This is a genomic window from Luteolibacter yonseiensis (genome assembly GCF_016595465.1).
Lineage (GTDB): Bacteria > Verrucomicrobiota > Verrucomicrobiia > Verrucomicrobiales > Akkermansiaceae > Luteolibacter > Luteolibacter yonseiensis.
Window position 1 is genome coordinate 232,207 of sequence record NZ_JAENIK010000013.1, and the last position, 17,610, is coordinate 249,816.

The following is a 17,610-nucleotide window of genomic DNA, read 5'->3' on the forward strand; positions in this document are numbered from 1 at the left end:
TTCTCGCCAAACACTCAGCGCTCCGGCATCAGTTCCTCATTCGGATCCGGCCAGGCGGGGTCGTGGTTCTTCGCGTAGTTGAAGAGATGAGAATGCGGATGCTTTTTACCCATACCCGGGAGATACCTCAGATCGAAATCTATCTCTGATCGATTTATGGTAACTCGCGATACGAGATTCTCCACCAACTCCCGCTGCTTAAGATGGGACATCTTGAACCATTGGCTCACCAATTTCGCGCCATCCTTCGCTAGGGATTGAGAAGAAACCTGTTCCGCGTCCAATACCATCAGCATCTCTTTGAGATGCTCCGTCTCCCTGGCGATCTCGATCTTCCGCGCCTCCAAAGGAACCGACTGCCGCTTGAACTCGTCAAATCCCAACGCCCCTCCCTGATAGAGATCCACCAGGGATTCCAAGCGCTTGCTGACTTTCTCCCCGTCCTTGGCCAGCGACTGCAACAGGCTCCGCTTCTCGCCAGCCGCCTCCGAAGCCTTGAGCATGTATTCCGCAAGGCGGCGGTCATCGAGCAGGAAGTCGGACATCTGCTCGATGAAGAGCGCCTCCAGGTCGTCCTTCGGGATCTTGTTGCTGCACTTGTAGCAACGGTACTTCGGAGTTCCGGTCTGGGGATACATCTTCACGTCATTCCCGCACGCCCCGCAGAACGCGAGCCCGGAAAACAAGTATTTCGGATTGCGGCCCTTTTGCATGTATCGGCCATGCCCTTCCCTCCCCTCGTTGAGAATGCGGTTGCACTCGTTCCAATCCTCCTCGCTGACGATTGGCTCGACAGGGACATTGACCCATTCCTCCTTCGGCTTGAACTCCCACTTGCCGTCACCTAGGTTCCGGGTGAAATTGGCCAAGCGATTACCCTTCACCGTCGGATCCTGGAGCAGCTTGCCTACCGTTGAATACGACCACAGGTTGCCGGCACGCGTCCGGTAGCCCCTCTCGTTGAGAATGCGAGCGACGGTCAGCTTGCGGCGGTGCTCAAGGAAGAGGGACACCATCAATTTGCGGACGGCAGCCTCCTCCGGCTGCGGCACCATCTTGCTGTCGACCCAGTGATAACCGTAGACGGGCTTTCCGCCGGTGGACCTCCCCATCTTGGCACGGACAGGCACCGAAGCAGCAACTCGCGAGGAGATCTCCTCGCGCTCCCACTGCGCCATCGCCGCGATCATGGTAAAAAACACCCTGCCTGCGGGGCTCGACGGTAAGCGCTCCACCGCGGTGGGGAAGAAGAACTGGCTCTTCGTGGGAGGAGAAGACACGGGGGACCGCAGCGCTGTGATCTACACGCTCCTCGAGAGCGCGAGGCGGAACGGCCACGAACCGTATGCCTACCTGCGGGATGTCCTGGAGCGTCTGCCAGACACCACGACCGCCGGACTCGACGCACTGCTGCCGGTGAATTGGAAACCTGCCGGGCAAACCACCGTCACGTTACTGGCCGCCGGTTGAACCCGCCTTGTCAACCGAGGCTCCATGTAGCGCTTACATTTCAACGCTGGCACCGGAAGGCAGGTTGAATGTGAGCGGAAGGAGCGGTCGGTCGGTGGTGGCGGCTTCCTCAAGACGGACTTCGACGAACGACTGGCTGGCGGAAGCCGGGGTGTGGGCTGTTGATGCAGGCGGGGCGTCCCCCTTGCGCCGCTTCTGGATCCAGGTGGCGAAGGTGGAATAGCACAATCCGTGCTGCCGACAAAAGGCCATGGCAGAGAGCGAACTGGCATCGAAGGCCAGGAGGATGGCGGTCCGCAGCTCGGCACGGATGAGGAGTCGGCCACGGCGGTCCGAACGGATCATGCCGTCCGGCTTGTCAGAATTGGGAAGGGTCATAGACGGACAGTCTATGACCTTTACGGATTCGTAGGGAACCGGTGCTCCGTGGAGCGCTTACGGTGTCTTCGCTTACGGTGTCTTCGGTGATGAGGCGGGTTTTGAAGGGTATCCGCGACAAAGGGCGAAAGGGCTGAAGCGGGGGTACCCACCCAGCCTCATTACGGCGGACAAATCCGGCAGAATGTGGTGGGAGCAGTCGAGCAGGAGACCGGAAAATTGGTCACATTGATCGTTCCACATTGCGACAGTCCGTGTTAATGATGTCCACCACTTTCTCTAGGTTTCGCACATATCGAATTCGCTTTTATAAGTTGAATCTCGGACAGCGGCATTGGCTTGGCTTGCCGGCACACTCATTGACGCCCCACAATTTTCCTGCGACTCCAAGGTGACTGATTGTCCGGACGCCACGCCTCCCACCCCAGATGCAAATCACTGATATCCTTAACATAAGGATGGCGACTTAGCAAGGTTTTCAGAGCTACGATCTTTAAGGAGGATTCGTCTGCGCCTTCGGAACTAAGAAACTGCCAGTCCCCATCTGCTGCTCTTACGGCATGAACAATAGGCCTCAATTCTATTATTACGTGTCCGGTGGTGAAGACTGGAGCACTGGGACCATCCTCAAATGGCCATTCTTCGCAATTATTTTCCTCTTTCATGGTGATTTGTTGCTTTTTTTCTTATTGTGCTCAGCGCGGCGGAGTTTTAAGTTTTTGAAACTATTAGAACCTGGTTTCACCGTCGGATCTTTCGGTTTTTTCGGGATCACATGATCTCCCTGAACCGCAGATGGCGGAACAGTGCTTCCTTTGGTCGTGCGTGGATGAGGAGTCATGATCTCACCTGTGATATCATCACGCATCACGCCTCCATTTCGGGCAATATTATCAGATTTTGCCTTATCAAGGGCGATTTTTGTAAAATCTTTTCCGGGTCTCACACTTGGATGGTCAGCAAGGTGGCCGTAGGTATCCCCCTTCGATAGTCCTCGTCGAGGGACAGTCAATTACCATAGCCTTCGAAATTGCCGACAGCAGTCCTCTCGACCAAGAGGTCCGGAACATCGAAAAGGCCCTCAATTGCGGTATCGACTCAGTGGTCGTGATTTCGGACAGCAGCCCGCACTTCGCCGAAATTCAGCAGGCGGCCAAGGCACGCGGCATCTCAATCGAAAAGGTCACCTTCATGGAATCCGACTCCATAGGTGGATACTTCGCCTCGCTCGGAGCCACGCTGGCATCTTACGAAACAACCTCTCGAGGGTACAGAGTTCGTGTCCATCAGGCAGGTATGTCTGAACGCGAACGCGAGGAAAGGCTCGCCGCCATCCACAGGGCGATAGCGGAACACCAAAAAGACAACCAGCTGAAGCCCGAGTAGCTCAGGCTGCCGCTCTGCAGAAAACACAGCCAACGACACACGGAGCTTGAGCCCGGCGAACAGCTGCTCCGTCTTTCAGGACCAAAGGCAGGGCCAGGAAACCTGAAAGCTGATAGATGTGTCCACATCGGGCATGCCCCGGGGCCTTGAGATTACGAAAAATTTCTCAGAAGCTTTCGCACCCGCGCCGGCATGCGGTCCAATCGCGTACCTATGCGGAAAGCATGTCTTGGTTCGGGTCCGGCTTGTCCGCATCGAATCCTTTGGAATAGGAGAAGAGATCCTTGTGAAGGTACTCCACGAACTTCTCACGCTTCTCCTTGTCCAGCTTGTTCCAGATCGCGAGGTTCAGGGTGCGGGCGACCTTCATCATCATCTTGAGCGTGAGCTTGCGGCCGGATCGGGCACGCTGCACCTGCTTGTAGGTGAGCTGCTCTTCCGACGCCTCGACCAGATCGTGGCTCTCGAGGCCCCACTTCTCCATTACCGCTATCAGGGGCTGCGGCCCGAAATCTCTCTCTTCTTCGCTCATCATCTTAAGGGGTTTGTTGGCTGGTATCGGTTCGAGTTCAAGCATTCCTTGGCTGTCCGATTTCGATTCGGAGAAATTCCGACAGCTTCCTGATCATAGTGCCCGAGGGCTCATGGCCGCCAGCCTCCCAAGTAAAGAATGTTCCCTCCGTGACTCCGAGGCGCTTTGCCATCTCCTTCTGGGTAAGGCCGAGGCTTTTCCGAGCCGCCCTGATGCGGTCGGCAAGCGCGGAACTTGAGGTCATCCATGCGTCCCGATCCTTCCGAAAACAATGAAGACTGAATTGTAAAAAGTAGCTGTGAAGATGCTTGTGAAGGTAGGGCACGAATTTCTCGCGGTCTTCCTTCGGCAGTTTCATCATCACCGTCTCGTTCAGGGCGCGGGTGAGCTTCTGCATGAGGTGCAGCGTGAGCTGGCGGCCCTTGCGGGCTTTCTGCACCTGCTTGTGGTTCAGTTGTTCTTCGGAAACCTCCACCAATTCATGATTGGTCAAATTCCAGCGCACCATCAGGCCGTCGAGCGGCTGTGGTCCGTGATCGCGTGTCAGTTCATCCATGCGCGGGGTGTATCGCATTTCCCAAAAACCACCTACGAAAAAAATCCGCCCATGACCGTGACCGCTTGCGGGGATGAATTCCCCGCATCCCGGAGGGCGGCAATAGGCTTGCCCCTGGCTGGGGCGACGGTCCATCCTCGGACAGTGGATGGCCGCGCAGGCCGGAGGAACCCGTAGACCACGCTCATGAAAAACACCGACCTCAATCGCGGAGCCAGCGCCAGGAATGCCACGATCATATCACCACCATCCATGATCCTAGCATCCCGTCAAAGCCGTTCCAATTCCGTGCAGGCGATGCGCGTCGCCCGCGACTGGTCGCAGGCGGAGCTGGCCAAACGCTCGGGCATCTCCCGGGCGGCCGTCAGCGCGATCGAGGGAGACCGGCTCACGCCTTCCGTTTCCACGGCGCTCTCGCTGGCAGGAGTGCTGGGCTGCACGGTGGAGGAGCTTTTCGGAAGAAATGCCAAGCCAGCACCGGGCGGGCCGACATGGGCATGGCAACCGTGGCAGGAGCCGTGCCGGTATTGGGAGGCGGAGGTTTCCGGCAGGCGGCTTTTTTATCCGGTGGAGGCGACATCGCTCAATCCCCTGCCGCCCGATGGTATTTGGAAAAACGGGGTATCCCATGATTCGCAATCCGCCTCCGCCGAAATGACGCTGACCGTCGCCACCTGCGATCCCGCCGCCGGGTTGCTCGCGCATGAGTACGCCCGCGAATCCGGTTTCCGCATGTTGGTCTTTCCACGCGGTGGCGGTGCCGCGCTGGAGCTGGCGAAGCAGCGTGGCATCCATATGGCCGCGGTGCATCGGTCCACCGGGAAGTCGCCGGACCGGAACGCCGCATCCGCACGAGACACGCTGGGTGCGAATTCACGCCTGCTGCGTGTGGCTGCCTGGGAATCCGGCATCGCGCTGCCGTCCGACAGCCGCGTGAGTTCGGTGAAATCCCTTTCCAAACAAGCCACGCGATGGGCAGCCCGCGAACCGGGGTCAGCCGCACGAGAATGCCTCGACCATCTGCTGGAAGGAAAAAAGCCGCAGGGGCGGGAGGTCGAAGGCCACCACGGCGTGGCCGGAGCGGTCCGCGCCGGATGGGCGGACGCGGGCATCTGCGTGAAGCTCCCGGCGGTGGAGGCACGGTTGAACTTCCTGCCGATCCAGAACGAGGCGCTGGACTTCTGTTTCCACGCTTCCCTTGAAAACGACCCGCGCGTGCAGGCGCTCATCCGCGTGCTGCGGAGCCGCCGCTACCGTCAGATGATCGACGAGCTGCCGGGCTACGACGCCCGCCTCACCGGAGAGCTGGCCTCTGTCTGAAACCTTTTCCCCAAACAAACACCCGCCATGAATCGAAAACTACTCGCACCACTGAGCGTTGCCATTCTCACCATTTCCAACTCCAGCCACGCGGCGGAGAAGGAGGTCACATTGTTCAATGGATGGCTCCGTCAGCAATACCCCGGGAGCCAGCCATGGGACATCGGAGCGGAACTGCGCGGCCGCTTTGAAAACAAGGACGACGCCGGGGTGAACGCTTCCACCGACTTCGTCCCCGGCATCGCCGAAAGCCGCGAGGCATTCTATTTCCGGGAGAAGATCCACGTGGGTTACAAATCGGAATGGATCGGTGGATTCGTCGAAGGCCGTGACGCGTCAGGCCACGAGGACGAGAAGGCGGACGATGTCTTCGACCTCCATCAGGCCTATCTCACGCTCGGAAACGCGAAGGAATTTCCCCTCACCGCACAGATCGGCCGGCAGGAGCTTTCCTATGGCGACCAGCGGTTCGTCGGCAAAGGAGACTGGAGCAACTACGGGCGCTCTTTCGACGCGGTGAAGCTGCGCCTTGAAAACCCGTTCGGCTGGGTGGACGCCTTCACCAGCCGCGTGGTGCTGCCCGACGACGGTAATTTCAACACCAGCAATGACTATGATTATTTTTCCGGCATCTACGCGGGATCAAAAAAGCTCATGCCATGGCAGGACACACAGGTCTATTTCCTTGCCAGAAACTATGGGAAACAGGCTCCGAACGCCATCGGCACCGGCAACCCCGGATCCCCCTCCACGCAGCGCGACATCTACACCCTCGGCACGTTGTGGAAATCGAACGCCGACGCGTTCGGCGGCTGGGATTATAGTTTGGAAGCCGCCTTCCAGTTCGGCAGTGTCTATAACTCCGCCCAGGATGCCCGTCTCGACCAGCGGTCGCACGCGCTCTTCCTTGATGGCGGCCACACATGGGACAACATCTGGAGCACGCCCCGCCTCGGCATCGGCTATGAATATGGTTCCGGCGATGGCGATTCGACGGATGGCAGGGTGGAAACGCTGGAAAACCTTTTCGGCACCCAGCACCGCCCGTATGGCCTGATGGATCTCGCCGGCGCGCGGAACATGCACATCCCCAAGCTGGCCTTCTCCATGAAGCCGGTGAAAGGCCTCACCTTTTCCGTCGACTACCTCACCTTCATCCTCGCGGACACGGGCGATCTCTTCTACCCGGAATCCGGCGGCGGCCGCAACGCCAACGGCTATGGCATCAACTCCGGCTACGGCTCCTACGTCGGTTCGGAAATCGACATCTATGCGAACTATGCCGTCACCAAATGGTCGAACGTCCAGCTCGGCTACGGCCACTTCTTCACGGGAGACTACATAGAAGACTCCGTGGGAACCGCCGCCGAGGACGCGGATTGGTTCTACACACAACTCACCCTCACCTTCTGAAAAACACATGAAACCGTTATCCATCCTCCTATCACTTTTTCTCGCCTGCCAACTGACGGCGGCGGAGATCACCGTCTTCGCCGCGGCCAGCCTCACCGACTCGCTGAAGGAAATCGCGGCAGGCTATGAAAAGGCCACCGGCGACAAGGTGCGCTTCAACTTCGCCGCGTCCAACACCCTCGCGCAGCAGATCCAGGCAGGGGCACCCGCCGACATCTTCTTCTCGGCGGACGAAGCGAAAATGAACGCGCTCGACGCAGCCGGACTCGTCATGAAGGACACCCGCAAGGACCTGCTGGGAAACAGTCTCGTTATCATCACTCCGGAGCCGGGCGTGAAAATCTCCGCGCCGGAAGACCTGCTCAAGGGCGACATCAGACGCCTCTCGCTCGGTGATCCCAAGGCCGTCCCGGCGGGAGTCTATGCGAAGGAATGGCTGGAGAAAGCCGGCCTGTGGAAGAAGCTGGAACCGAAGGTCGCCCCTGCCGAAAACGTCCGCGCGGCCATGGCCGTGGTGGAATCCGGAAACGCGGAGGCGGGCATCGTTTACAAGACGGACGCCGCCATTTCCAAAAAGGTCCGTATCGCGCTCGCCATCCCCGCCACGGAAGGACCGAAGATCACCTACCCCGCCGCTGTCGTGAAAGACTCGCGCCAACCGGACGCCGCGCGGAAATTCCTCGTCTACCTCGCGGACAAGACCGCGGACGACACCTTCGTCAGGTTCGGTTTCACGGTGATTGATTGACCCCGGCTGTTGCGGAGGCCTATGCTTTTTGCCACCGGCGCCAACCTACACAGGAGCGCGCTTTGGAGGGTGGACGCCATCGTCCACCCGGCCGGTGGAGAACAGGAAAAAAGCCTCACACTTTGTTCCGCAGCACATCGACTTGGTGGACGAGGGCGTCCACCCTCCTCAAGGCCCCCCTTCTCTCCGCTCGAAACCGCCCCATCCTGCCATGACCGCCGAAGAAATCCAGATCGTCCTCTTTTCCGTGGCGATGGCGTTGCTCGGCACCCTGCTGATCCTGCCGCCGGGTGTGGCCCTCGCATGGCTTCTGGCGAGGAAGCAGTGGCCGGGGAAAAGCCTCGTCGAGACATTCGTCGCCCTGCCGCTGGTGCTTCCCCCCGTGGTCACCGGACTCGTCCTGCTACGCCTCTTCGGCAGGCGGGGACCCGTCGGAAGCTGGCTGGACCAGACATTCCAGACAGACATCGTTTTCACCTGGAAGGCCGTGGTCATCGCGCTGTCCGTGATGGCGATCCCACTGCTGGTGAAAAACGCACGCGCAGCCATCGAGGAGGTCAGCCCCGAGTTGGAACAAATGGCCCGCACCCTCGGCGCGCCGGAGTGGCGGGTGTTTTTCTTCATCACCCTGCCGCTCGCCAGACGCGGCATCCTCGCCGGCATGTTGCTCGCCTTCGCCCGCGCGCTCGGCGAATTCGGAGCCACCATCATGGTGGCCGGAAACATTCCCGGAGCCACCACCACACTCTCCGTCTCCATCTACCAGCACGTGCAGCTCGGACAGGACGACACCGTCTGGAAGCTCGCCGCCATTTCCGCGGCCATCGCCTTCTCCGTGCTTTTCATCAGTGAGATGTTGGTGAAGAAAAAGAAGTGATCATGCCCTCATGCGGCATCACCCGCAGCTCATACGTCCGCTGTTGTCTGAAGCTGGAACCCTGGCCATCAACCGGCCTCCACTGATCCACAGGGTACGGATTTCGCCCTCGCGGCGATGATCCCGCAAATGTCTTTTGGTGGCAGTTCGCACTGAAATCCCGCACGACGCACGGCTGCGGAATTCTTTCACAAACAAATAAACCTTTGATTATCAGTCACAAACATCCAACCAAAATATCTGGCACCTGCATTGCAAGGAAATCAACAGGGATAGCACGCCTCGCGGATGGCGCACTTCCGTCAGCTCCGACGATCCGCCCGAATGAAAGAACCGAAGCCAATCCATCATGCGAACTTCCAATGACACCCTGCCACCCTACGGTCCCGCTGCGGAGATCTACCGATCCGCAAACCGGAATCTGGTGATGGCGTTGTTGCTGCTCGGCGGAATCATTGCTGGAATCTTGCTCACCGCCTTTCCGGGGCTGGATGTGGGTGCGACCGGATTCGATCCGTGGGATGTGGTTCTAGGAACCTGTATCTCCGTATTCCTCGCATCGTTGTTCGCGATCATGCTGATGTATATCAGCGATGTCCACGCCCCCGCGCATCTGGTGGCCTTCACGATGGCGATGCACGCCGGAGCGTTCGGATTCTGCGCCTTGCTCCACTTCACCGACAGCCCTCTTCAGCCTCCGTACTCCGGGTATGCGGAGAATAAGGTATGTTTGAATTTGGGGGCGAAGTGAACCGCCGGCGTCCACCACGGTCGTCTTCGCTTACCAGGCCGCGGCGCTTTCGGTCCTGGCCTTGGTACGGAACTCGCCGACCCATTGTCTCAGTTCAGGTGAAGCCTCCGAGTGGGGGACCACATAGGTCGCCGTGCCGCCTTTCCGCATGTGGCCCTTGCTGATGACGTAGTTGTCCGCCGCGTTGAACCGACCCGCGTCCTTCCCCGACTTGTAACTGGCCAAGGCCTGTTCATCCAACCTGCTCCACATCCGGTCGAACTCGCCGATGGAGACCAGCAGCGGCCGGTCCGCGTCGTTCTTCCCGATCGTGCGCGCCGTCCCGCTCACGGTGGCCCCCGATTCCACCAAGGTCATGATGTGGAACCCGTCGGAATCCTGGTACACATGACCGAGGGTACGCCTGTTTGAAGACGAACCGCCGCCGAAGATGCAACCGGACAATGCGAAGGCCAGCAGGAAGAGGATGGTGATGCGGAGAGAGCGTTTCATGGGATCTGAAGCCGTCCCAGTAGCCCATCCGGCAGCGGGCGGAAAGCGCGAATTCCACTCAAGACCTTCGTCAACATTCATCCGGTTTCGCCGCCCGACCCCGCTCCCCACACTCCGCATCCAGCCGGATGGCTAGTCAGATCGAATCACTGATTTCAGGCCCGCCTCTAACCCGTTTGTGCCTCCATCCTCCCCTTCCACGCAGCTTGACAGGTTGTCATACGATAATCAGTTTCTCAGATGTCGCCGGATGGATGGGTTTTCACGTCCCTCCCATTCGTCGGCGGAACATCTCTTTCCCGCCCCGCGCGGATGCAACCACCGCCTCCCGTCATTTTCCAACCACTCCATGTCCTCAACGAACAAATCCCCACTTGGCTGGCCCGAACCGCAGGGCCTTTGGCATCCGTCGCGTGAAAAAGACGCGTGCGGCGTCGGATTCATCGCCCATCTCAAGGGGAAGCGTTCGCACGACATCATCTTGAAGACGCTCACGATGAACGAGCACATGGACCACCGCGGAGCCAGCGGATCGGACCCGGCGACGGGCGATGGCGCGGGCATGCTCATCCAGATGCCGGACAAGTTCCTGCGGCGCGAGATGGCGGCCAAGGGCGTGGATCTCCCGCCCGAGGGCGACTACGGTTCGGGCCTCGTCTTCTTCCCTCCCGACCCGTCCGTGCGCGAGGTGGCGATGCAGGTGTTCGAGCATGTCATCCGCGAGCAGGGGCAGAAGTTCCTCGGCTGGCGCACGGTGCCGGTGAAGAGCTCCATCCTTGGAAAAACCTCGGGCCGTTACGAGCCGGTGATCAAGCAGGTGTTCATCGGAAAGAGCGACGACATCACGGACGCTCGGGCGTTCGAGACCCGGCTCTACGTCATCCGCAAGCAGGTGGCCAACTGGATCCGCAACAACGAGGTGCCGAACAGCTTCAAGGATGTGCACGGAAACAAGAGCAACACCTTCCCCGGCGCGGACTACCACTATGTCACCGGACTGTCCGCCCGTACCATGATCTACAAGGGCATGCTGACGCCCTGCCAGCTTTCCGAGTATTTTCCGGATTTCCTGGATCCGGATTTCGAGTCCGCGCTCGCGCTGATGCACACGCGTTTCTCGACGAACACCTTCCCGAGCTGGTCGCGCGCCCACCCGAACCGCTTCATCGCCCACAACGGCGAGATCAACACCGTCATGGGAAATGCGAATTTCATGAAAGCCCGCCAGGCTCTCTGCCAGTCGGACCTTTACGGCACGAACATCGAGAACATGTTCCCCGTCATCAATGAGGACGGCTCGGACTCCGCGCGGTTCGACAACGCCCTCGAGTTCATGCATTTCGGCGGCTACGACCTCGTCCATGCCATGATGATGATGATCCCGGAGCCATGGGAGCGCCACACCATGATGGATGCGGAGAAGCGCGCCTTCTACGAATTCCACGCCTGCCTCATGGAGCCATGGGACGGCCCCGCCTCCATCACCTTCTCCGACGGCCGGATGATCGGTGCCGTGCTGGACCGCAACGGCCTGCGCCCGAGCCGCTACTATGTCACCGACGACGACCTTGTCATCATGGCTTCCGAAGTCGGCGTGGTGCCGGATCTTGATCCAAATTCCATCGTGGAAAAAGGCCGCCTGCGCCCCGGCAGGATGTTCCTCGTGGACATGGACGAGGGCCGCATCGTCCCGGACGAGGAAGTGAAGAAGCGCGTCTATGGCGCTAAGCCTTACACGAAATGGCTCACGGAAAACCGCATCACCCTCAAGGACCTGCCGCCCGCCCGGGCACCGAAGGCGGTGGAGGAGGACCGCGTGCTGGAGCGCCAGATCGCCTTCGGCTACACCTATGAGGATCTCCGCATGTTGCTCGGTCCCACGGCGTCCACCGGGGTGCAACCCATTTCCTCCATGGGAAATGACACGCCGCTCGCCGTGCTCTCGACCAAACCGAAGCATCTCTACCAGTATTTCAAACAGATCTTCGCCCAGGTCACCAACCCCGCGCTGGACTGCATCCGCGAGGAGCTCGTCACCTCCACCGAGACCTTCCTCGGCTCGGAAGGCAACCTGCTCGCCCCCGGTCCGGAAAGCTGCCGCATGATCCGGCTGGACAATCCGCTCATCGACAACGAATCGCTAGCCCGCCTGCGCGAGGTGGACCTGACAGGCTTCAAGGCGACCACCATCGACGCGCTTTTCCCCGCCGACCAAGGCGGAAAGGGACTGGAAGCCGCCTTCGACAACATCTGCGCCCAGGCGGACGAGGCCATCGCCGCCGGTTACAACCTGCTCATCCTCTCCGACCGGAACCTCAGCGGGGCAAACGCCGCCATCCCCACGCTGCTCCTGATGGGTGGCATCCATCATTACCTCGTCGGCCAGGGAACGCGCACGCTCGTCAGCATCATCCTGGAGACCGGCGAGGCCCGCGAGGTACACCACTTCTCCACCCTCATCGGCTACGGAGCGGACGCCATCAATCCCTACATGGCGTTCGATTCCATCCACAAGATGATCGCGGATGACATGCTCGCCATCGACTTCGACAAGGCGGTCTACAATTTCCTCAAGGGTTCCATCAAGGGTGTGGTGAAAACCATGGCGAAGATGGGGATCTCCACCGTCGCCTCCTACCGTGGCGCCCAGATCTTCGAGACCATCGGTCTCGGCACTGATCTGGTGAACAAGTTCTTCTGCGGCACTTCCAGCCGCTGCGAGGGCACGGACATCCACAAGCTCGCGGAAGAGGCGCTCATCCGCCACCGGGACGCGTTTCCGGACCGGCACATCGAGGCGGAGGACATCGCGCTCGACACCGGCGGTGTCTACCAGTGGCGCAGCGATGGCGAGTATCATTTGTTCAACCCCGAGACCATCCACCTCCTGCAGAAATCCACCCGCACCGGCAGCTACGAGGTCTTCAAGCAGTATGCGAAGAAGGTCAACGACCAGAGCGAGAACATCTCCACCCTGCGCGGCCTGATGAAGTTCCGCAGCAACCGCAGGCCGGTGCCGCTGGACGAGGTGGAGTCCGTTGAGAACATCACCAAACGTTTCAAGACGGGGGCCATGTCCTACGGTTCCATCTCGCAGGAAGCCCACGAGACGCTCGCCATCGCCATGAACCGCATCGGCGGCAAGTCGAACACCGGGGAGGGCGGCGAGGATCCGTCCCGCTTCGTCACCATGGAGAACGGCGACAGCAAGCGCTCCGCCATCAAACAGGTCGCGTCCGGCCGCTTCGGTGTCACCGGGGAATACCTCGTCAACGCGGATGAAATCCAGATCAAGATCTCCCAAGGCGCGAAGCCCGGCGAGGGCGGCGAGCTTCCCGGCTCCAAGGTCTATCCATGGATCGCGAAGGTGCGCCACTCCACTCCCGGCGTCGGCCTTGTTTCCCCGCCGCCGCACCACGACATCTACTCCATCGAGGATCTATCCGAGCTGATCCACGACTTGAAAAACTCGAACCCGCGGGCCCGCATCAACGTCAAGCTGGTGGCGGAGGTCGGCGTCGGCACTATCGCCGCCGGGGTCGCGAAGGCGCATGCGGACGTCATCCTCATCGCCGGGCACGACGGCGGCACGGGCGCGTCCCCCTCCTCCTCCATCTTCAATGCCGGAGCTCCATGGGAACTCGGCCTCGCGGAGACCAACCAGATCCTGTTGCTTAACGATCTCCGCAGCCGCGTGGTCCTGGAGACCGACGGCCAGCTCAAGACCGGCAGGGACGTGGCCATCGCCACGTTGCTCGGCGCGGAGGAATACGGATTCGCCACGGCACCGCTCGTCACCGTCGGTTGCCTCATGATGCGCGTCTGCCAGAAGAACACCTGCCCGGTGGGCATCGCCACACAGGATCCCGAGCTGCGGAAAAACTTCGAAGGCAAGCCCGAGCATGTGGTGAACTTCATGACCTTCGTCGCGATGGAGCTCCGCGAGATCATGGCCGAACTCGGTTTCCGCACCATCAATGAAATGGTCGGCAAGGTGGAGTGCCTCGACACCAACGAGGCCACCGCCCACTGGAAGGCGAACGGAGTGGACCTCACCACCATCTTCCACAAGCCGGATGTGGCCGACAGCGTGGGTGCCTACAACACCGAGGCGCAGGATCACGGACTCAAGGCGGCTCTCGACAACACCCATCTGCTCGCGCTTTGCAAACCCGCCATCGAGCGCGGGGAGAAGGTGAAGGCCGAGCTGCCCATCATCAACATCAACCGGGTCGTCGGCACCATCACCGGCAGCGAGATCTCCCGCAAATACGGCGGCAAGGGACTGCCGGAGGACACCATCGACCTCCGGTTCATCGGCAGCGCGGGCCAGTCGCTCGGAGCCTTCACCCCGCCCGGCATGACCTTCCGTCTGGAGGGCGATGCGAACGACTACGTCGGCAAGGGACTTTCCGGCGCGAAAATCATCATCCACCCGCCGAAAAACGCGCGGTTCAAGCCGGAGGAAAACATCATCATCGGCAACGTCGCCCTCTACGGCGCGACGGCCGGGGAAGCCTATTTCAACGGTATCGCGGGCGAACGCTTCTGCGTGCGGAACTCCGGCGCGAAAGCGGTCGTGGAAGGAGTGGGCGACCACGCCTGCGAATACATGACGGGTGGCCAGGTGATCGTGCTCGGCGAGACGGGAAGGAACTTCGCGGCCGGCATGTCCGGCGGCGTCGCCTACGTTTACGACGTGGACGGTCTGTTCGAAAAGCGCCTGAACCACGAGATGGTGAACCTCTACCGCCTCATCGAGAGCAGCGACGCCGACATCGGGCTGGTCAGGGACACCATCGCCAAACACGTCGGATACACCGGATCGCCACGCGGCGGGTTCCTCTTGGAAAACTGGGACACCGAGCTGCCGAAGTTCTTCAAGGTCCTTCCCCGCGATTACGAACGCATGCTGGAAGCCTTCAAACGCGTCGAGGAACAAGGCCTCACCGGTGATGAAGCGGCGATGGCCGCGTTTGAAGAAAACCTCAAGGACCTGGCACGTGTCGGGGGGAACTGATCGAAGACTCAAGACCTCAAGACATAAGACGAAAGAGAAGGAGAGAATATGGAAGGAGAAGGAAGCGACGGAACCGACTCTCCTCTAGTGTCTTCAAATCTAGCGTCTTGCGTCTCTTAAATTCAAAGATTCAAAAAAATGGGCAAACCAACAGGATTCATGGAAGTGGATCGGGTCACCGATTCCGAAACCCCGCCGCTTGAACGCATCAGGAACTGGTTCGAGTTCAAGATCCATTCCGACGAGAAGACGCAACGCGCCCAAGGCTCGCGCTGCATGGACTGCGGCACGCCGTTCTGCCACACCGGCCACATCGTCTCCGGCATGGCCAGCGGCTGTCCGGTCCACAACCTCATCCCCGAGTGGAACGATCTCGTATTCCGCGGCCGGTGGAAGGAGGCCCTTCAGCGCCTTCACAAGACAAACAATTTCCCGGAATTCACCGGCCGCGTCTGCCCCGCTCCGTGCGAGGGTTCCTGCGTGCTGGGCGTCATCGAGCCGCCCGTCACCATCAAGAACAACGAGTGCGCCATCATCGACCGCGGTTGGGAGGAAGGCTGGGTCGTGCCGAAAATCCCGGCCAGGCGTACCGGGAAAAAAGTCGCGGTCATCGGCTCCGGCCCCGCCGGGCTCGCCTGCGCGGACCAGCTCAACCAAGCCGGCCACGAGGTCACCGTTTTCGAACGCGAGGACCGCATCGGCGGACTGCTCATGTATGGCATTCCGAACATGAAGCTGGACAAGGAACGCGTCGTCCAGCGCCGCGTAAACCTCATGGCGCAGGAAGGCATCACCTTCAAGACCGGTGTCTTCGTCGGCAGGGACGGCGAATGGACCGCCACACGCCTGCGGAATGATTTCGACGCCGTGGTCCTCTGTTGCGGAGCCACCGCCGGACGGGACCTTTCCATCGAAAACCGCGACGCCTCCGGGGTCCACATGGCCATGGAGTTCCTCACCGCGAACACCCGCCACCAGCTCGATCACCAGTTCGATGGAACCAACCCCGCGCTGAACGCCACGGGCAAGGACGTCGTCGTCATCGGCGGCGGAGACACCGGCACCGACTGCGTGGGTACCAGCCTGCGCCATGGATGTAATAGCGTGATCCAATTGGAAATCATGCCGCAGCCACCGGAAAAACGCGCCGCGAACAACCCGTGGCCCGAGTGGCCGAAAGTTTACAAACTGGACTACGGCCAGGAAGAAGCCGCTGCCGTCCAAGGCCGCGATCCGCGCCACTACCTCGTCCAGACGAAACGTTTCCTCAAGGACTCCGCCGGAAACCTGGCCGGACTCGAAATCGTCAACATCGAATGGGCGAAGGATGACCAGGGCCGTTTCATTCCCCAGGATGTCGAAGGCACCCTGCGCGTCATCCCCTGCCAGATCGCCCTGCTCGCCATGGGCTTCACCGGCCCGGAAAACGAAGTCATCCAGCAGTTCGCCCTCGATACCGACGTCCGCTCGAACATCAAGGCGGACCACGGAACCTTCACCACCAACGTCCCCGGAGTCTTCGCCGCTGGCGACGTCCGCCGTGGCCAGTCCCTCGTCGTCTGGGCCATCAACGAAGGTCGCGGCGCGGCAAGGGAGTGCGACCGGTTCCTCATGGGCGAGACGAATTTGCCATGACAACCGAAGCTCGGGATGGATCCCGAATTTCGGTTTTTTTCACACGGCCCCGATCACGATCCGTAGTCCCTCCCTGCTCGCCCGAAATCGATGGCGATCCGGGGGCATGACGGATCCGCCTATTTACCAGCTTCGGGGATGACGCTGATGGCGTCGGGGGTGGGAAAGTTTTTCGGTTTGGGAATCGTCACCTTGTCAGTGGCGATCCACTCGACCGAGCGTTGCAGGACAAGACGGAATCCGGCGCAGTCTTAAGGAGTGGGTTTGCTTTGATCTTTCCCCATGTGTCCGGGGACGAGTGTGATGACCCGTCCCTTGCCATAGGGGATCCACCAGATCATCGGTTCGTGCACGCCCGTGCCGCCACTCTCCTTGGACGAGAAGGCGGTGGCGAGGATGCGCATGTTTTCCGCCGGGCCGCGCTGGCCGTGGTAGAGTTCGTCGGCGACGTGCATCCAGACCTTCGGCAGATCCTTGAAGATGGGATTCTGCGAGTCGCGCGTGGTGATCTGATAGGCATGACCGGCACCATGCCCCGCGCCGGGTCCCTCCCCTTTCGGCTGGCGGACGGGTTTTTCGTTTTCGTCGAGATAGACCCGGTCGCCGGAATTCGAATCCCGCCAGAGCAGACCGGTCATCGTCTCAAATTCCTTCCACCCGCCGAACGCGTTGTTGGCGGCGTGGACGAGGGTCACGCGGCCGCCGTCATTCACGTAGGCGGTGAAGTTGGTTTTCACGGTATCCGGCCATATCTCGCCGTTGTAGTCGCTCAGGACCACGTCATAGTTCTTGAACGCGGGATTCCAGTCGTTCCACGCGTCCTTCGGCGACTCGGGAGAAGGCGTGGTGCTCACGGTGACGTCGAAGCGCCCCGTCTCCTCAAGCAGACGTTCGATGACGGGAGTGCTGGACACCCAGTCATGGTTGTTCTGTCCGGTGATGAGGAGCACGCCGATCTTCCCCGCGGATGCGGGAAGCGCGGTGGCGATCGCGAGTGTGAGAAAGGTTCTGAACATGGGGAAGGCTTGCTGG

16 protein-coding genes are annotated in these 17,610 nt (G+C 60.4%); 9 read left to right on the forward strand and 7 right to left on the reverse strand.

What is annotated here, in order from left to right; genetic code table 11:
• Window positions 1-14 precede the first annotated feature (14 nt).
• The gene (locus JIN84_RS21390) at window positions 15-1,190 is read right to left on the reverse strand and encodes a recombinase family protein (protein ID WP_200353141.1); all 1,176 of its coding nucleotides are present in this window, start codon (window positions 1,188-1,190) and stop codon (window positions 15-17) included.
• Here JIN84_RS21390 and JIN84_RS21395 point away from each other — a divergent pair.
• Window positions 1,189-1,470: a transposase domain-containing protein gene (locus JIN84_RS21395; protein ID WP_200353142.1), complete on the forward strand. Its 282-nt coding sequence runs from the start codon at window positions 1,189-1,191 to the stop codon at window positions 1,468-1,470. The genes JIN84_RS21390 and JIN84_RS21395 overlap by 2 nt on opposite strands.
• Before the next feature lie 33 nt (window positions 1,471-1,503).
• Here JIN84_RS21395 and tnpA read toward each other — a convergent pair whose 3' ends face one another.
• Both tnpA and JIN84_RS21405 read right to left on the reverse strand, forming a co-directional pair.
• On the reverse strand, window positions 1,504-1,848 hold the full coding sequence (gene tnpA, locus JIN84_RS21400; RefSeq protein WP_200353143.1) for an IS66 family insertion sequence element accessory protein TnpA: 345 nt from the start codon (window positions 1,846-1,848) through the stop codon (window positions 1,504-1,506).
• A 661-nt stretch (window positions 1,849-2,509) separates the two neighbouring features.
• Window positions 2,510-2,794 carry a hypothetical protein gene (locus tag JIN84_RS21405; RefSeq protein ID WP_200353144.1) on the reverse strand — a complete coding sequence of 95 codons (285 nt, stop codon included), beginning with the start codon at window positions 2,792-2,794 and terminating at the stop codon, window positions 2,510-2,512.
• 2 nt (window positions 2,795-2,796) lie between these two features.
• Here JIN84_RS21405 and JIN84_RS21410 point away from each other — a divergent pair, with 2 nt between their 5' ends.
• Window positions 2,797-3,234 (forward strand): hypothetical protein, encoded by a 438-nt coding sequence (locus tag JIN84_RS21410; RefSeq protein WP_200353145.1) that lies wholly within the window; start codon window positions 2,797-2,799, stop codon window positions 3,232-3,234.
• Between the two features lie 211 nt (window positions 3,235-3,445).
• Here JIN84_RS21410 and JIN84_RS21415 read toward each other — a convergent pair whose 3' ends face one another.
• Window positions 3,446-3,769: a hypothetical protein gene (locus tag JIN84_RS21415; protein ID WP_200353146.1), complete on the reverse strand. Its 324-nt coding sequence runs from the start codon at window positions 3,767-3,769 to the stop codon at window positions 3,446-3,448.
• Between the two features lie 34 nt (window positions 3,770-3,803).
• Window positions 3,804-4,340, reverse strand: coding sequence for a helix-turn-helix domain-containing protein (locus JIN84_RS21420; RefSeq protein ID WP_200353147.1), 537 nt, complete (start codon window positions 4,338-4,340; stop codon window positions 3,804-3,806).
• Window positions 4,341-4,574: 234 nt separating this feature from the next.
• Between JIN84_RS21420 and JIN84_RS21425 the strand changes: the two genes are divergently transcribed.
• From JIN84_RS21425 to JIN84_RS21445, 5 genes are all read left to right on the forward strand, one after another.
• Window positions 4,575-5,642, forward strand: a complete 1,068-nt coding sequence (locus JIN84_RS21425) for a substrate-binding domain-containing protein (protein ID WP_200353148.1) — start codon at window positions 4,575-4,577, stop codon at window positions 5,640-5,642.
• 27 nt (window positions 5,643-5,669) lie between these two features.
• Window positions 5,670-7,055, forward strand: a complete 1,386-nt coding sequence (locus tag JIN84_RS21430; RefSeq protein WP_200353149.1) for an alginate export family protein — start codon at window positions 5,670-5,672, stop codon at window positions 7,053-7,055.
• Between the two features lie 7 nt (window positions 7,056-7,062).
• Window positions 7,063-7,803: a molybdate ABC transporter substrate-binding protein gene (gene modA / locus JIN84_RS21435; RefSeq protein WP_200353150.1), complete on the forward strand. Its 741-nt coding sequence runs from the start codon at window positions 7,063-7,065 to the stop codon at window positions 7,801-7,803.
• A 211-nt stretch (window positions 7,804-8,014) separates the two neighbouring features.
• On the forward strand, window positions 8,015-8,680 hold the full coding sequence (gene modB / locus JIN84_RS21440; RefSeq protein ID WP_200353151.1) for a molybdate ABC transporter permease subunit: 666 nt from the start codon (window positions 8,015-8,017) through the stop codon (window positions 8,678-8,680).
• 349 nt (window positions 8,681-9,029) lie between these two features.
• Window positions 9,030-9,431, forward strand: coding sequence for a hypothetical protein (locus JIN84_RS21445; protein WP_200353152.1), 402 nt, complete (start codon window positions 9,030-9,032; stop codon window positions 9,429-9,431).
• Between the two features lie 30 nt (window positions 9,432-9,461).
• Here the strand turns inward: JIN84_RS21445 and JIN84_RS21450 are convergent, their stop codons facing one another.
• Window positions 9,462-9,923, reverse strand: a complete 462-nt coding sequence (locus JIN84_RS21450; protein WP_200353153.1) for a hypothetical protein — start codon at window positions 9,921-9,923, stop codon at window positions 9,462-9,464.
• Window positions 9,924-10,272: 349 nt separating this feature from the next.
• Here JIN84_RS21450 and gltB point away from each other — a divergent pair, with 349 nt between their 5' ends.
• Both gltB and JIN84_RS21460 read left to right on the forward strand, forming a co-directional pair.
• A complete protein-coding gene (gene gltB, locus JIN84_RS21455; protein WP_200353154.1) occupies window positions 10,273-14,943 on the forward strand; it encodes a glutamate synthase large subunit in 4,671 nt (1,556 codons plus the stop codon).
• Window positions 14,944-15,081: 138 nt separating this feature from the next.
• Window positions 15,082-16,578 (forward strand): glutamate synthase subunit beta, encoded by a 1,497-nt coding sequence (locus JIN84_RS21460; protein WP_200353155.1) that lies wholly within the window; start codon window positions 15,082-15,084, stop codon window positions 16,576-16,578.
• Between the two features lie 251 nt (window positions 16,579-16,829).
• Here JIN84_RS21460 and JIN84_RS21465 read toward each other — a convergent pair whose 3' ends face one another.
• Window positions 16,830-17,594, reverse strand: a complete 765-nt coding sequence (locus JIN84_RS21465; RefSeq protein WP_200353156.1) for a ThuA domain-containing protein — start codon at window positions 17,592-17,594, stop codon at window positions 16,830-16,832.
• Window positions 17,595-17,610 lie beyond the last annotated feature (16 nt).

Bases quoted from the DNA above. Each gene is read 5' to 3' on its own strand.
- JIN84_RS21445 (WP_200353152.1), top strand. From the start codon at position 9,030: ATGCGAACTTCCAATGACACCCTGCCACCCTACGGTCCCGCTGCGGAG.
- modB (WP_200353151.1), top strand. From the start codon at position 8,015: ATGACCGCCGAAGAAATCCAGATCGTCCTCTTTTCCGTGGCGATGGCG.
- JIN84_RS21420 (WP_200353147.1), bottom strand. From the start codon at position 4,340: ATGCGATACACCCCGCGCATGGATGAACTGACACGCGATCACGGACCA.
- gltB (WP_200353154.1), top strand. From the start codon at position 10,273: ATGTCCTCAACGAACAAATCCCCACTTGGCTGGCCCGAACCGCAGGGC.
- modA (WP_200353150.1), top strand. From the start codon at position 7,063: ATGAAACCGTTATCCATCCTCCTATCACTTTTTCTCGCCTGCCAACTG.
- JIN84_RS21460 (WP_200353155.1), top strand. From the start codon at position 15,082: ATGGGCAAACCAACAGGATTCATGGAAGTGGATCGGGTCACCGATTCC.
- tnpA (WP_200353143.1), bottom strand. From the start codon at position 1,848: ATGACCCTTCCCAATTCTGACAAGCCGGACGGCATGATCCGTTCGGAC.
- JIN84_RS21395 (WP_200353142.1), top strand. From the start codon at position 1,189: ATGGTAAAAAACACCCTGCCTGCGGGGCTCGACGGTAAGCGCTCCACC.
- JIN84_RS21430 (WP_200353149.1), top strand. From the start codon at position 5,670: ATGAATCGAAAACTACTCGCACCACTGAGCGTTGCCATTCTCACCATT.
- JIN84_RS21425 (WP_200353148.1), top strand. From the start codon at position 4,575: ATGATCCTAGCATCCCGTCAAAGCCGTTCCAATTCCGTGCAGGCGATG.
- JIN84_RS21415 (WP_200353146.1), bottom strand. From the start codon at position 3,769: ATGATGAGCGAAGAAGAGAGAGATTTCGGGCCGCAGCCCCTGATAGCG.
- JIN84_RS21465 (WP_200353156.1), bottom strand. From the start codon at position 17,594: ATGTTCAGAACCTTTCTCACACTCGCGATCGCCACCGCGCTTCCCGCA.
- JIN84_RS21450 (WP_200353153.1), bottom strand. From the start codon at position 9,923: ATGAAACGCTCTCTCCGCATCACCATCCTCTTCCTGCTGGCCTTCGCA.
- JIN84_RS21390 (WP_200353141.1), bottom strand. From the start codon at position 1,190: ATGATCGCGGCGATGGCGCAGTGGGAGCGCGAGGAGATCTCCTCGCGA.